Genomic DNA, 14,032 nt, shown 5'->3' with positions numbered 1-14,032 from the left:
CATCGTGGTGATCAACGCGTACGTTCGCGAGAACGCGGGCGACGCCGCCCTGCTCTCCGTCTGCCTTCGCCACGTCCAAGAGGCGTTTCCCGAAGGGGAGTTGAGCATTGCGGGGATGGAGGACGCGGCCGTCCACCCGTCGTTCGAGGGCGTGGGGAACATCGGATCGATCCGCCGCTACGTCGCCGACGGCACCGTCTCCCTGCCCCGCCGCCTGCTGCGCAAGGTGCTGGTGGGCGTCGTCAGCACCGCTGCCCTGGCCCTGCCGCGCCCCGCCGCCCGCACGGTGCTGCGTACGCTGCCGGCCGAAGCCCGTCGCGAGGCCGACGCCGTGCTGAAGGCGGACCTGGTGGTGTCCATGGGCGGCGGATACGTCCTGGCCCGCCCGGGCCTGGACGGCTACCAGAACATTTTCTTCGTCCTGCTTCCGGCGCTGATCGCCCAGAAGGCGGGCGTGCCGGTGGTGTGGGCCCCGCAGTCGTTCGGCCCGTTCCCGGCCGCCGTCCAGCGTCGCCTGGTCGGCCGGGTCATGCGCCGCTCGGCCGCGATCCTTCCGCGTGAGGACGTCAGCGTGGGCGAACTCCTCGCCTGCGGGATACCGGCGGGCCGGATCGAGCGGGCGGTCGACGCCGGTTTCGCGTTCGACCCGCCGAAGCGGACCGACTGGCGGGCCCGGCTCGGCGTCGGCCCGGACAAGCGGCTCGTCGGCATCACCGCCCGCCGCTGGCTGGCGCCCGCCGCACAGGAGCGCTACGAGCGGGAACTCGCCCGCACCATCGACGCCGTCCAGGCCACCGGAGCGCGCGCGGTGCTCATCCCGCAGGTGAGCACCGACTACCTCGGTGACGACGACCGCATCGTGGAGCGCCGCATCGCCGGGTACTGCGTCAGCGGCCCGCTGATGATCGACGAGGTCGTCGACTACCGCGACCTCAAGGGCGTCTACGACGAGTGCTCCCTGTTGATCGGCACTCGCTTCCACTCGGTGATCTTCTCGCTCACCAGCAACGTCCCCTGCGTGGCCATCGAGTACGAGCACAAGACCCGCGGCATCATGGCCGACCTGGAACTCGGCGAGTGGGTGCTGCCCATCGCCGACGTCACCCACGACCTGCTGTGGGCGCTGGTCGAACCGCTGCTGAAGGACCCCGCTGCGTACCGCGCGCTCCTCGACAAGAACCTGCCCGGCTACATCGCCCGCGCCCAGTCCCTCCCCGAGCGGCTCCGGGAGGCGGTGTGACCCGCCCCGGCCCCCGCCCTCGTACCGTCGCCGTCGTCGCCCCGTACTACCCGCCCAAGGTCGGCGGCGTGGAGCACTACGCGGCCCGTATCGCCCGGGCCGTCGCCGCCGCCCCCGATCTGCGGGCCGTGGTGATCACCACTCGCCTCGACGGGCGGCGCACCACGGTCACCACCGAGGACGGCGTACGGGTCGTTCGGCTCGGCGCCTGGCTGAAGCTGTCCAACACCCCGCTGAGCCCGCTGTGGCCGTACCAGCTGCGCCGCTGGCTGCGCCGGACGGGCGCCGACGTGGTGAACGCGCACGCGCCCGTCCCCGGGCTCGGGGACCTCGCGATCGCCCTGGCGGGGCGCAGGCCGACCGTGCTCACTTACCACGCGGGCTCGATGCACAAGGGCGAGCCGGGCAGCGGTGTCGCCGACCGGCTGATCGGCCTGTACGAGAGGGCCGTGCTGCCCCGGGTGTTCGCCCGGGCCCGCCGCCTGGTCGCGGTGTCCCCGGTGTCGCTCGCCGACGGCCACCCGCACACGGTGCGGATCACGCCCGGCGTGGACACCGAGCAGTTCACGCCCGGAGAGCCGGCCTCACGGCGCCCCCGGACCGTCGTCTACGTCGGCCGGATGGACCGCTCCTCGGCGTGGAAGGGCGTCGATGTCCTCGTCCGCGCGTTCGCGCTGCTGGCGGCGGAGGTCCCCGAAGCCCGGCTGCGTCTGGTGGGTGACGGAGACGCGTTGCCCGACCTGCGCGCCCTGGCAACCGAACTCGGGGTCGCGGAACGGACGGAAACCCCGGGTGCGCTGAGTGGCCAGGCCTTGGCGGACGCGGTCCGCACGGCCGCGGTGCTGGTGCTGCCGTCCCTCAGCGAGGCGGAGTCCTTCGGTATGGCGCTGGTCGAGGGCATGGCCTGTGCGACGCCGGTGGTGGGCTCGGACGTCGGCGGCATCCCGCACGTCGTCGACGACGGGGAGACGGGGTTCCTGGTGCCGCCCGGCGATCCGGCCGCCCTGGCCGGGGCCGTCGGCAAGCTGCTCGCCGACGGCGGCCTGGCGGACCGGATGGGCGCGGCGGGCCGCCGTACGGCCGAGGAGCGCTACGCCTGGCCCGCCCTGACGGACCGGTACCTGGAGCTGTTCCGCTCCTCCCTCTGAACCCTCTCAGCCCTGCTTGCGGTACGCGCTGATGGCGTCCTTGAAGGCATCGAACGCGGGCTTGCGCGTGCCGTCGTACAGCGTCAGGCCGTAGTGCCGGGACTTGCGGCTGTCCGGCTCCTCGGGCCCCCCGTCCTGGTACGAGTACCAGAACACCGCGTCCACCGAGGGGACGTCGGCGGCGGCCTGGATCGTGTCACCGGCGATCTCGGCCTGGAACCGCCGGGTGACGTGGTTGGTGCCCTGGGCGTCCTCGCTGTCCGCGGCGGTGCCGGGGGACCAGGTGGGCGCACCGGTCTCGGTCAGCCAGACCGGCATGTCGGGCTCGCCGTTCGCCTCGAGGATGGAGACGAGGTTGTCGCGGGTGCGGTCGATGTCCTGGGAGCGGGTGCCCGTGGCGGTCTCGGTGCTCGGCAGCAGCGGATACGTGTAGGGGTGGTAGGAGATGGCGTTCACCTGCTTCAGGGCGCCCTCGCGTGCGAGCTCCTTCAGGAACGTCTTGTGCGACACGTACTGCTTGGACGGGATGGTGTCCACCGCGGCGAGTCCGCCGAGGAGCAGATACGCGTCGGAGTCGACTGAGCGGATGGCCTCGGCCGTCGCGGTCAGCAGCTCGGTGTAGCGCCCGGCGTCGGGGCCGCTCTTCCAGAACGGCTTGATGTTGGGCTCGTTCCAGATCTCCCAGGTGTGCACGCCCTTGGGCACGTACCGCTCGGCGGCGAGCCGCGCGAACTCGGCGAACCGGGCGTTGTCGGCGGGCGGGCAGGTCTGGTTGGTATCCGCGCAGACCGGATCGCGGGCCCACCGGGGCGCGTAGGAGATGGTGGGCAGCACCTCGAGGTCGCGGGAACGGGCCGCGTCCACCACCTGGTCGAAGCGCTCCCACAGGTACTGCGTGGAGTAGTCCGGCTGGATGTTGTTCCACGACAGGTCCACCCTGAGCCAGCGGACGCCCAGCTCCTCCGCGTCGTCCATGGCCCGGGTGAGCTCTGTGTCCGACATCCAGGTCAGCGTGTCGCCGTACGCGAGACCGATGCGCAGGTCGCGGGTGCGCTTCTGCTCGGCGCCGCTCGTCCCGGTCGCGGCCGACGCGGACGTGCCGATGCCGTCGTCGGGACTGCGGGACGGGGAGGAGCCGCCGGTCAGAGCCAGGACGGCGGCCCCGGACCCCGCGATGACGAAGAGGGACACCAAGGCGGTGATCAGGCGTTGCCGAACCCCGGAGCGCCCGCTGCTGCGGGGATTTCGACGACGGGAACCGGGAGTGGGCTGCTGGGGCACCCGCGCAGCCTAAGGTTGATGTCACGCATTCCTGTGTGATCGTGATGGATTCGTGATCGTGAACGTTCGATCATGGGGAGAACCCGTGTCCCTGGGGAGAATCGGCGTCCGTTCACCGGTGAGCGGACGCCCGTTCATGAGCGAATGACCGACACTGATCTTGGGCTCGCCGGGGCGCCGGGCATTTGTTTTGACCGGAGTCAGTGCGATAGGTACGCTCAGACCTTGTGCCTGGGGTGTGCCCTGGCTCGCGTGCGTGCCTTTAAACCGCGAGGCGAGCCGTAACCGGCCACCGTAATCTGCGCTCTTTCCGCCTTGCGGCGGGAGTCTGCAGCATTCGACACACCCGACCGCGTGGGTCGGAGATGTTTCAGGTTAGCTTCACCATTCGGCACACAGAAACCGGAGAAGTAGTGCCTACGATCCAGCAGCTGGTCCGGAAGGGCCGGCAGGACAAGGTCGAGAAGAACAAGACGCCCGCACTCGAGGGTTCGCCCCAGCGTCGCGGCGTCTGCACGCGTGTGTTCACGAAGATCATCCGAGGTTCGCTTGACACCCAGGGTGTCAAGAACCGCAAGCAGGCCCGCAGCCGCTACGGCGCCAAGAAGGAGAAGTAAGAATGCCTCGTAAGGGCCCCGCCCCGAAGCGCCCGGTCATCATCGACCCGGTCTACGGTTCTCCTCTTGTCACCTCCCTGATCAACAAGGTGCTGCTGAACGGCAAGCGCTCCACCGCCGAGCGCATCGTGTACGGCGCCATGGAGGGCCTGCGCGAGAAGACCGGCAACGACCCGGTCATCACGCTCAAGCGCGCGCTGGAGAACATCAAGCCGACCCTCGAGGTCAAGTCCCGCCGTGTTGGTGGCGCCACCTACCAGGTGCCGATCGAGGTCAAGCCCGGTCGCGCCAACACGCTCGCGCTGCGCTGGCTCGTGGGTTACTCCCGCGCCCGCCGCGAGAAGACCATGACCGAGCGTCTGCTCAACGAGCTTCTCGACGCTTCGAACGGCCTTGGTGCGGCCGTCAAGAAGCGCGAGGACACCCACAAGATGGCCGAGTCCAACAAGGCCTTCGCGCACTACCGCTGGTAGTCGCTACCCCCATCGAGACCGAGAGAAGACTGAGCCAATATGGCTACCACTTCACTTGACCTGGCCAGGGTCCGCAACATCGGGATCATGGCTCACATCGACGCGGGCAAGACGACCACCACTGAGCGGATCCTCTTCTACACCGGCGTCAGCTACAAGATCGGTGAAGTCCACGACGGCGCTGCCACCATGGACTGGATGGAGCAGGAGCAGGAGCGTGGCATCACGATCACCTCTGCTGCCACCACCTGTCACTGGCCGCTTGAGGACAACGACTACACGATCAACATCATCGACACCCCGGGGCACGTCGACTTCACGGTCGAGGTGGAGCGCTCGCTGCGCGTCCTCGACGGTGCCGTCACGGTGTTCGACGGTGTCGCCGGTGTCGAGCCGCAGTCCGAGACGGTGTGGCGTCAGGCCGACCGTTACGGCGTGCCCCGCATCTGCTTCGTCAACAAGCTCGACCGGACCGGCGCGGAGTTCCACCGCTGCGTCGACATGATCTCGGACCGCCTTGGTGCGCAGCCGCTGGTCATGCAGCTTCCGATCGGTGCCGAGGCCGACTTCAAGGGCGTTGTGGACCTGGTCCGCATGAAGGCGCTCGTGTGGTCCGCCGAGGCCGCCAAGGGCGAGATGTACGACGTCGTCGACATCCCGGCCACGCACACCGAGGCTGCCGAGGAGTACCGCGGCAAGCTGATCGAGGGCGTCGCCGAGAACGACGAAGAGATCATGGAGCTGTACCTGGAGGGCGTCGAGCCCACCGAGGAGCAGCTGTACGCCGCGATCCGTCGGATCACCATCGCGTCCGGCAAGTCCAACGACACCACGGTCACCCCGGTGTTCTGTGGCACCGCGTTCAAGAACAAGGGCGTTCAGCCCCTGCTCGACGCGGTCGTGCGCTACCTGCCGACCCCGCTTGACGTCGAGGCCATCGAGGGCCACGACGTCAAGGACCCCGAGGTCGTCGTCAAGCGCAAGCCGTCCGTGGACGAGCCGCTGTCCGCCCTCGCGTTCAAGATCATGAGCGACCCGCACCTGGGCAAGCTCACCTTCGTCCGGGTCTACTCGGGCCGCCTGGAGTCCGGCACTGCCGTGCTGAACTCCGTCAAGGGCAAGAAGGAGCGCATCGGCAAGATCTACCGCATGCACGCGAACAAGCGTGAGGAGATCGAGGCGGTGGGCGCCGGTGACATCGTCGCCGTGATGGGCCTGAAGCAGACCACCACCGGTGAGACGCTGTCCGACGACAAGAACCCGGTGATCCTGGAGTCCATGGACTTCCCGGCGCCGGTCATTCAGGTCGCCATCGAGCCCAAGTCCAAGGGTGACCAGGAGAAGCTGGGTGTCGCCATCCAGCGTCTCGCGGAGGAGGACCCCTCCTTCCAGGTTCACTCGGACGAGGAGACCGGCCAGACCATCATCGGCGGTATGGGCGAGCTGCACCTCGAGGTGCTGGTCGACCGTATGCGCCGTGAGTTCAAGGTCGAGGCCAACGTCGGTAAGCCGCAGGTCGCCTACCGTGAGACGATCCGTAAGGCCGTCGAGCGCGTGGACTACACCCACAAGAAGCAGACCGGTGGTACCGGTCAGTTCGCCAAGGTGCAGATCGCGATCGAGCCCATCACCGAGGCCGACGGTCCGGCGTACGAGTTCGTGAACAAGGTCACCGGTGGCCGTATCCCGCGGGAGTACATCCCGTCGGTGGACGCCGGTGCGCAGGAGGCCATGCAGTTCGGCATCCTCGCCGGCTACGAGATGACGGGCGTCCGCGTCACGCTTCTCGACGGTGCTTACCACGAGGTCGACTCCTCCGAGCTCGCGTTCAAGATCGCCGGTTCGCAGGCCTTCAAGGAGGCCGCGCGCAAGGCCAGCCCCGTGCTGCTCGAGCCGATGATGGCCGTAGAGGTCACCACGCCCGAGGACTACATGGGTGACGTCATCGGCGACATCAACTCCCGCCGTGGCCAGATCCAGGCCATGGAGGAGCGGGCCGGTGCCCGCGTCGTGAAGGGCCTCGTGCCCCTCTCGGAGATGTTCGGCTACGTCGGAGACCTCCGCAGCAAGACGTCGGGTCGCGCAAGCTACTCGATGCAGTTCGACTCCTACGCCGAGGTTCCCCGGAACGTCGCCGAGGAGATCATCGCGAAGGCCAAGGGCGAGTAACGCACCCCGTTCACACGCTTTAGGCTTGACACCGACCGCCGGGGCTCAACCGGTAAGGGAGAACCCCGGCGGCCGGCACCCCAGCAAAGATCACCTGGCGCCGATGAGTAAGGCGTACCAGAACCACTCTCAGGAGGACCCCAGTGGCGAAGGCGAAGTTCGAGCGGACTAAGCCGCACGTCAACATCGGCACCATCGGTCACATCGACCACGGTAAGACGACCCTCACGGCCGCCATTACCAAGGTGCTGCACGACGCGTTTCCGGACCTGAACGAGGCCTCGGCCTTCGACCAGATCGACAAGGCTCCTGAGGAGCGCCAGCGCGGTATCACCATCTCCATCGCGCACGTCGAGTACCAGACCGAGACGCGTCACTACGCCCACGTCGACTGCCCCGGTCACGCGGACTACATCAAGAACATGATCACGGGTGCGGCGCAGATGGACGGCGCCATCCTCGTTGTCGCCGCCACGGACGGCCCGATGCCGCAGACCAAGGAGCACGTGCTCCTGGCCCGCCAGGTCGGCGTTCCGTACATCGTTGTCGCGCTGAACAAGGCCGACATGGTGGACGACGAGGAGATCCTGGAGCTCGTCGAGCTCGAGGTCCGTGAGCTGCTCTCCGAGTACGAGTTCCCGGGCGACGACCTGCCGGTCGTCAAGGTCTCGGCGCTCAAGGCCCTTGAGGGCGACAAGGAGTGGGGCCAGACCGTCCTCGACCTGATGAAGGCCGTCGACGAGAACATCCCGCAGCCCGAGCGTGACGTCGACAAGCCGTTCCTGATGCCGATCGAGGACGTCTTCACGATCACCGGTCGTGGCACGGTCGTCACCGGCCGTATCGAGCGCGGTATCCTCAAGGTCAACGAGACCGTTGACATCGTGGGTATCAAGCAGGAGAAGACCACCACCACGGTCACCGGCATCGAGATGTTCCGCAAGCTGCTCGACGAGGGCCAGGCCGGTGAGAACGTCGGTCTGCTCCTCCGTGGCATCAAGCGCGAGGACGTCGAGCGCGGCCAGGTCATCATCAAGCCCGGTTCGGTCACGCCGCACACCGAGTTCGAGGCCCAGGCCTACATCCTGTCCAAGGACGAGGGTGGCCGCCACACGCCGTTCTTCAACAACTACCGTCCGCAGTTCTACTTCCGTACGACTGACGTGACCGGTGTTGTGACCCTCCCCGAGGGCACGGAGATGGTCATGCCGGGCGACAACACTGAGATGAAGGTCGAGCTCATCCAGCCCGTCGCCATGGAAGAGGGCCTGAAGTTCGCCATCCGTGAGGGTGGCCGGACCGTGGGCGCCGGCCAGGTCACCAAGATCAACAAGTAATTGCTGATCGCTTGACCTGGTAGCTCCTCGCGAGCTTCTTGAAGGGGCCCGTACGACTTCGGTCGTGCGGGCCCTTTTGCCGTTTGCCGTTCATGCCGACGTCCCGAAACTATTCGACGCCGACGACCCATTGTTCCCAAGGGACCCTCGCCGTAGAACCGTGCTCGGTGCGGGGCTCGCCGCGCTTCCGGTCCTGTCCGGCGTGGCATGGGCCGATGCGGGCGCGCGGTCCACGGACACCCCGGGGCGTAAATCTCCTTCACCCGGCGGAGCCTTCTCGCTGGTGGGCGCCCCGGTCGTGGTCAGCCCCGACGATCACCCCGGAGTCGTACGGGTGGCGGGGGACCTCCGGGACGACATCGCCGCCGGGAAGCTGGATGTCACGGGGATACGGGGCGGGGGTGACGCCGTACCCGGTCACGGCCTTGGTGCTCCAGCGGCTGGTTCCGTATGGGTTCGGCATCCAGGGGCACTTGGGCATTCAGTACGGCTTCCCGGGGGATGTGGGTGACAACCTGGCGCGGTTCGCGGCGCTGGGCATGCAGACGGCGTTCACCGAGGTGGACGTATGCATGATCCTGCCCGCGGACGCCGAGAAGCTGGCCCGTCAGGCGGACTACTTCTGGGGGCTGCTGGACGAGAACTTCGTGACGAAGCCGTATGCGGCGGTGGGGGAGGGGGCTGGCGTCCGGACGGTGAGCCCTGCCTACCAGGTCACCGGGAGGGCCACCGGGCCGCGGATCATCGTGCGCTGCCGGAAGGGGACCTCGTCGGCGGGCACGGCGAGGCGCAGGCCGGGCAGGCGGGCCAGCAGGGTGTCGATCAGCAGCTCGATCTGCATCCGGGAGAAGACGGCGCCGGTGCAGAAGTGCGGCCCGTTGCCGAACGCCATGTGGGCGCCGGTGTCCCGGTCGAGGTCGATCCGGTCGGGGTCGGGGAAGACGTCCGGGTCGCGGTTGGCGGCCAGGTAGGAGACGTAGACCGGGTCGCCCGCGCTGACGCGGATGCCCGAGATGTCGACGTCCTCCGTGGCGATGCGGGGGAGGCCGACGGCGGCGCGGTGCGGGATGTAGCGCAGGAGTTCCTCGATGGCGGCGGGGCGGGACGCGGGGTCGCTGCGGAAGCGTTCCATCAGGTCGGGGCGGGTGAGGAGGAGGTAGAACATCTGGCCGCTGTTGTTGGTGACGGCTTCGCCGCCGATCTGGAGCGGGCCGGAGACGCTGATCGCCTCCTCCATGCCGAGCTCGCCCCGCCGCACGGCGGCGCCGAGCAACGACAGCACGTCCTCGCTGTCGCTGTCACCGTCGCTTTCGTTGTCGCGGCGGTCGCGGACGGCTTCTCCGATCCACCCGAACAGGCCCTTCTTGGCCTGCTCGGAGGCCTCGGCGCCGCCCGCGGTGGAGATGATCTCGCGCGTCCAGTCGTGCAGTTTCTGCCGTTCGTCGACGGGTACGCCCATGACCTCGCAGACGACGTTGATCGGGAAGGGTTCGAGGACCCGCTCGATGAGGTCGGCCGGCGCCCCGTCCCGCACCATGCTGTCGACCAGGTTGTCGAGCATCTCCTGGGCACGGGGGCGCAGCCGCTTCACCGCGCTCACGGTGTAGGCGTTCGCGACGGCGCGGCGGAGCCGGTTGTGGTCGGGCTGGTCGGCCCACGCCAGCGCGCCGGGCCTTGGCGCGAAGTGCGGCGCCAGCCGTGTGACCTGCCGGACGGAGGCTTCCTTCCGGCTGAACCGGGGATCGTTCGTGATCATCTTCACGTCGTCGTAGCGCGTCGCCAGCCACGCCCAGCCTTCCCCGTGCGGAAGCCGGATCCGCGTCAGCGGCCCCTCCCGCATCAACTCCGCGAGCACCGGCTCGAACTCGGTCCCGCGCAGCTCACCGGCGGGCCAGTCGCGGACGGGAGGAAGGGGCTGCTCGGCGGGCGGCTCGGCCAGGGCGGCGGTGGTGTCTTCTGCCATGCCCCCACTCTCAGCCGTGGGGGGTGGGCTGTCGCGGGGGAGTGCTCCAGGCGGAGCAGCGGGATGTCTCTTCGGGGCGGCAGGCCGGCTTACTTGTCCGTGTACCGAGGCAGGTTCGCGGTCGAGATGGTCCACTCGGCGATGGTGACGTCTTCGCCGTAGACGAAGTCCTTGCGGGTGGCGTAGCGGGGGCCGTTCGGGGTGGCGTGGATGTCGGAAAGGACGGCACCCTCTCCCGTGCGTGGATCGAAGATCACGTAGACGGGGATGCCGAGCAGGGGATAGTCGCGCATCTTGCTGACCCAGTCGTTCTCCGGGTTGGAGCGGGAGACCACTTCGATGGCGGCGATGAGGGTACGAGGGTCGAAGGCGACGATCTACGGGTCCCTCCTCCACGAGGACTGCCAGCGTCAGCGGAGGGTCCGGGTGGAGCTGCCGCCAGGCATCAACAAGGCTGCCGATGCCTGGCGGCAGGGGATGGAGGCGGTGGTGAGGGGAGACCTGGAGCCGCGGGGACGAGTGTGCGTGTGCGGCGGGTGACGGCGTTCGCAGTTCAGCCGGAGTAGCGAGCCCTGCCGGACGGTCGCCGACGACGGTCCGGCAGGGCAGGTGTGCCTACGGTTCGAGTGGAAGTGACGTCTGTTCGGCGGCCGGTCCGAGGTACGTGTATTCCGTGGACCGCGCGATGCCCATGGAGTCCAGCTGCTGCCGGAAGCGGACCCGGAAGTGGACGTTGTCCCCGAGGCCGGGGCGCATGCGCAGCAGTTCCTCGGGCTCCTCGAAGCGGACGTCGTAGGCGGGCGCGTTCTTGGCTGTGCCCGTCTTCACTTTCACGAGGCCGCTCTCGCGCAGTTCCGTGATGCGGCCGGAGATGGTGATTTCCTGGTCGCGGTCCTTGGTTTCCCGGAGCCGTTTCACGTAGCCCCTGCCCCGCTCGGTCAGTCGGGCGCGGCGCATGTGGCCATCGGCGTCGTACCAGGTCACGCCCAGGTCCAGTTCGTACCGGCTCAGTGCCCGGGACACCGCTTCGACCGCGTCGAAGAGCCTCGCCCATTCGCGGATGTCGCGCTCCGACTCCAGAGCGTCGAGCAGCGTGGTGAGGGTGCCAAGGCCAGTGGAAGCGGCGGATGTGGCGGGGGCGTCCAGGGCGTCGGGTTCGCCGGAGTCGGTGGGGGCGGTGACGGGGCGGGCGTGCACGACGGTGCTGCCTGCGGAGATCCCGGTGAGTTCCAGCTGTACCGGAGTGCCTGCGGCGACGGAGACCATGTGCTCCACCGGTTCGAGCAGTGCGTCGCCCCACTGGAAGCGGAGAGCACCGCCGTCAGTGTCCGGTCCGGTCAGTCGGAGCTGAAGTTCCTCGTCGAGCCGGGCCTCCGGTGCGTACTCACGTGCCGCGGCCAGCCGGCTCGCGCGGTGTTCTGCCTCGATCTCCTCATCGTCCCGGTCCTCGGTGCCCAGCATGTCGAGGAGACGCGCGGCGCGCTCCGTCTCGGCAGAGTCGTCTTCCTGGAGCGCACGCCTGCGCTCCCGCCAGCTGTCGCCGGTCACAGTCGCACCTCCAGATAGCCGCGTGCCGGGGCGGCACTCTCTTCGGACGGTGAGCGGTCGTTCTGGTCGGGCAGTCTGCAGCGCTGCCACCAGTCGTCCCACACACCCCGTTGCGTGAAGTATGTCCGTTCGGCGGGGGTGAAGCGTTCCGGCTCGAAGATATGGGCAACGGGCTGGTATCCGATGCGAAGCGGCGAGACGCCGAACTTCTCCTTCATCCTGGACCGGCTTTGGAAGGCGGCGGTCAGCCACTTCGACCCGGGTTTTCCGCGTACGGCACGCTCGGCGCGTGTGTCGATCAGGAGTGTGGCGTCGATGTTCCCGGGATCGAGCTTGGCGCTGACGAAGCTGCCGCCGAGCCACAGCCTGTGGACGAGGGTGAGGCCGTCGAGGGCGGTCGCGTATGCGTTCTCCAGCGTGAGGAAGGGGTCGAGATAGTCGTGGAGGCCGTCCCACAGTTCCGTGCGGGTCGAGGAGTCCGCGAACGCCGGGGCGCTGACCAGCATGGCCTCCGCGTCGTCCAAGGAGATGGAGTACCGGCCCAGCGGAAGAAATCCGTTTGCGGCGAAAGAGGGCAGCACGTGAGGTCCTGTCGGGTGAAAGAGGGATTCATCCTGCCGGGTCGGCTTCGGGGCTGTAGGGGGTTCCGGGAAGTGGGCCCGCTGACGTGTCCGTCCGACCGGCCGAGTGGCCGTGCCTCAGCGCGCGGGGCGCACGCTTCCCTTGCTCTTGTAGCGGGGCAGATCGCCGGTCGAGATCGTCCAGTCGCCGATGGTCACGTCCTCGCTGTAGACGAAGTCCTTGCGGGTGGCATAGCGCGGGCCGTCTGGAGTGGAGTGGATGTCGGCGAGGACGGCGCCAGCGCCTGTGCGGGGATCGAAGATCGCGTAAGTGCGGATCCCGATCAGTGCGTAGTCGCGGAGCTTGGAGACCCAGTCGTTGTCAGGGTTCGAGCGGGAGACCACCTCGATGGCGGCGATCAGCGTATGGGGGTCGAAGGTGCCTGGGACGTCCATATCCGTCACGGCGATCACCATCACGTCGGGGCGGCGCAGGATGCCCTCCGACTCGTCTTCCACGTCGGGCTTGCCTGTATGGGCCACGATCTCCCCCGGCATCACTTTCTCCAGGCTTCTCCGGATGCGCAGCGCGGTGAGTTCGTGAGGGGCGTTGGGCGAGAGGAGATCGTGGACGATGCCTTCCTTGGTGATCTCGAACTTGCCGGGGAGGGTGTCGTCCATCGACTGAAGGAAGCTCCGCATGGTCCGGTACTGGTGGGATGCGGCGGGCTGGGAATCGTTCGGGGTGGTGGTCATGGCGCTCACGGTTGAGTGGACTGGCAGTCACGGCAGCGACCGGCGGGCTCGGGGGAGCGGAAGGCTCGGTCACAGCCGTCGCAGTTCCTGAGCGGGTACCGGGCGGCGGCGGATGTGCCTGTGGGCGGCGATGCGGGGGCGCGGAACGGGGGCGGTGGCGGCAGTTGGGCGGCCAGGCGGTGGGCCAGGAGGGCCGCTGGGCGGCGCAGGTCTTCGGGGGGTAGGTCCGTGGTCAGTGCGTGTTGTACGGCGGAGGGGGTGAGGTCGCGTTCCAGCCAGGCGGCGACTCCGGGAGCGAGGTGTTCCGCGTCGGTGGCGGAGAGGAGCAGGCGGGGGTCGTGGCGGCGGAGGCCCGCGAGGAGGTCGGTGGCGGTCTGGAGGAGGGTGGGGGAGGCGTACGCCGGTTTCGGCACGGCGGGGAGGGCGCGGCGCGGGGGCTTCTTTTCCACGGAGGCCCGTCGAGCGGGCGGCCTGGGCGCGTCGGCCGTGCCGTGGTGTCCGGGCTGGTTGCAGGAGATGGTGCGGGTGACGATCCGGCCGCCGGGGGCGCGTTCGCGGGTGCGGCGGAGGTAGCCGTGGGCTTCGAGTTCGCGCAGGGCGGCGGCGATACGGTCCGGGCCCTCGGGGAAGCGGGCGGCGAGGGTCTTGATGTCGATGCGGGCGCCGGTGGGCAGCGACTGGATGTGTACGGCCAGCCCGATCGCGAGGAGCGACAGCTCGGGGTGCTGGGCGAGGTGGTTGCCGATCACCGTGAAGCGGGTGGTGTGGCGGGTGTTGTCGTGGATGACGCCGCCGGGGTGGGCGTGCGCGTGCCGGTGGTTTTTGCCAGCGATACCGGACTGCGCGCACGGGGGCGCTCTAGGTGTTCTGTCTCGGGAGGTTGTGGACGGGTGAGCCAGGTCTCGGCTGAGGGATCTTGAACAGGTGAGGGCCTTCCGGT

12 protein-coding genes and 3 pseudogenes are annotated in these 14,032 nt (G+C 68.6%); 8 read left to right on the top strand and 7 right to left on the bottom strand.

The window, feature by feature from the left end; genetic code table 11:
• The first annotated feature begins 4 nt into the window (after positions 1 to 4).
• Positions 5 to 1,240: a polysaccharide pyruvyl transferase family protein gene (locus ACX28W_RS16815; protein WP_458999911.1), complete on the top strand. Its 1,236-nt coding sequence runs from the start codon at positions 5 to 7 to the stop codon at positions 1,238 to 1,240.
• Entirely contained in the window at positions 1,237 to 2,388 is a 1,152-nt protein-coding gene (locus ACX28W_RS16810; RefSeq protein WP_458999766.1) for a glycosyltransferase family 4 protein, read from the top strand. The genes ACX28W_RS16815 and ACX28W_RS16810 overlap by 4 nt, the downstream gene beginning before the upstream one ends.
• A 6-nt stretch (positions 2,389 to 2,394) precedes the next feature.
• On the opposite strand, the gene ACX28W_RS16805 is transcribed toward ACX28W_RS16810, so the two are convergent.
• The gene (locus ACX28W_RS16805) at positions 2,395 to 3,579 is read right to left on the bottom strand and encodes a cellulase family glycosylhydrolase (RefSeq protein ID WP_458999765.1); all 1,185 of its coding nucleotides are present in this window, start codon (positions 3,577 to 3,579) and stop codon (positions 2,395 to 2,397) included.
• Positions 3,580 to 4,082: 503 nt separating this feature from the next.
• Here ACX28W_RS16805 and ACX28W_RS16800 point away from each other — a divergent pair.
• The 6 genes and pseudogenes from ACX28W_RS16800 to ACX28W_RS16775 form a co-directional block, all read left to right on the top strand.
• Entirely contained in the window at positions 4,083 to 4,286 is a 204-nt protein-coding gene (locus tag ACX28W_RS16800) for a hypothetical protein (RefSeq protein ID WP_441265749.1), read from the top strand.
• A gap of 2 nt (positions 4,287 to 4,288) precedes the next feature.
• A complete protein-coding gene (rpsG, locus tag ACX28W_RS16795) occupies positions 4,289 to 4,759 on the top strand; it encodes a 30S ribosomal protein S7 (protein WP_003974303.1) in 471 nt (156 codons plus the stop codon).
• Between the two features lie 39 nt (positions 4,760 to 4,798).
• Entirely contained in the window at positions 4,799 to 6,928 is a 2,130-nt protein-coding gene (gene fusA, locus ACX28W_RS16790) for an elongation factor G (RefSeq protein ID WP_458999764.1), read from the top strand.
• Between the two features lie 143 nt (positions 6,929 to 7,071).
• The gene (gene tuf / locus ACX28W_RS16785) at positions 7,072 to 8,265 is read left to right on the top strand and encodes an elongation factor Tu (RefSeq protein WP_362065405.1); all 1,194 of its coding nucleotides are present in this window, start codon (positions 7,072 to 7,074) and stop codon (positions 8,263 to 8,265) included.
• A gap of 130 nt (positions 8,266 to 8,395) precedes the next feature.
• Positions 8,396 to 8,662 (top strand): annotated as a pseudogene (locus tag ACX28W_RS16780) (hypothetical protein); the annotation flags it as partial.
• A pseudogene (locus tag ACX28W_RS16775) lies at positions 8,643 to 8,828 on the top strand (hypothetical protein); the annotation flags it as partial. The pseudogenes ACX28W_RS16780 and ACX28W_RS16775, both read left to right, overlap by 20 nt.
• 143 nt (positions 8,829 to 8,971) lie before the next feature.
• Here the strand turns inward: ACX28W_RS16775 and ACX28W_RS16770 are convergent.
• The 6 genes and pseudogenes from ACX28W_RS16770 to ACX28W_RS16745 form a co-directional block, all read right to left on the bottom strand.
• A complete protein-coding gene (locus tag ACX28W_RS16770) occupies positions 8,972 to 10,228 on the bottom strand; it encodes a cytochrome P450 (protein ID WP_458999763.1) in 1,257 nt (418 codons plus the stop codon).
• Positions 10,229 to 10,317: 89 nt separating this feature from the next.
• Positions 10,318 to 10,599: pseudogene (locus ACX28W_RS16765) on the bottom strand (Uma2 family endonuclease); the annotation flags it as partial.
• Between the two features lie 244 nt (positions 10,600 to 10,843).
• The gene (locus tag ACX28W_RS16760; RefSeq protein ID WP_458999762.1) at positions 10,844 to 11,776 is read right to left on the bottom strand and encodes a hypothetical protein; all 933 of its coding nucleotides are present in this window, start codon (positions 11,774 to 11,776) and stop codon (positions 10,844 to 10,846) included.
• Complete coding sequence (locus tag ACX28W_RS16755; RefSeq protein ID WP_458999761.1) at positions 11,773 to 12,357, bottom strand: DUF6932 family protein; 585 nt, start codon at positions 12,355 to 12,357, stop codon at positions 11,773 to 11,775. Before ACX28W_RS16755 ends, ACX28W_RS16760 begins: the two co-directional genes overlap by 4 nt.
• Before the next feature lie 117 nt (positions 12,358 to 12,474).
• Complete coding sequence (locus ACX28W_RS16750) at positions 12,475 to 13,092, bottom strand: Uma2 family endonuclease (protein WP_458999760.1); 618 nt, start codon at positions 13,090 to 13,092, stop codon at positions 12,475 to 12,477.
• A 5-nt stretch (positions 13,093 to 13,097) separates the two neighbouring features.
• Positions 13,098 to 13,991, bottom strand: coding sequence for a helix-turn-helix domain-containing protein (locus tag ACX28W_RS16745; RefSeq protein ID WP_458999910.1), 894 nt, complete (start codon positions 13,989 to 13,991; stop codon positions 13,098 to 13,100).
• Positions 13,992 to 14,032 lie beyond the last annotated feature (41 nt).

It is taken from the genome of Streptomyces sp. SD15, from assembly GCF_054462255.1.
Note: the sequence above shows the minus strand (reverse complement) of the source record. Positions and strands in the feature narration are given on the sequence as shown.

Coding starts and splice junctions, on each gene's coding strand:
- rpsG (WP_003974303.1), top strand. CDS start 4,289: ATGCCTCGTAAGGGCCCCGCCCCGAAGCGCCCGGTCATCATCGACCCG.
- fusA (WP_458999764.1), top strand. CDS start 4,799: ATGGCTACCACTTCACTTGACCTGGCCAGGGTCCGCAACATCGGGATC.
- ACX28W_RS16770 (WP_458999763.1), bottom strand. CDS start 10,228: ATGGCAGAAGACACCACCGCCGCCCTGGCCGAGCCGCCCGCCGAGCAG.
- ACX28W_RS16750 (WP_458999760.1), bottom strand. CDS start 13,092: ATGACCACCACCCCGAACGATTCCCAGCCCGCCGCATCCCACCAGTAC.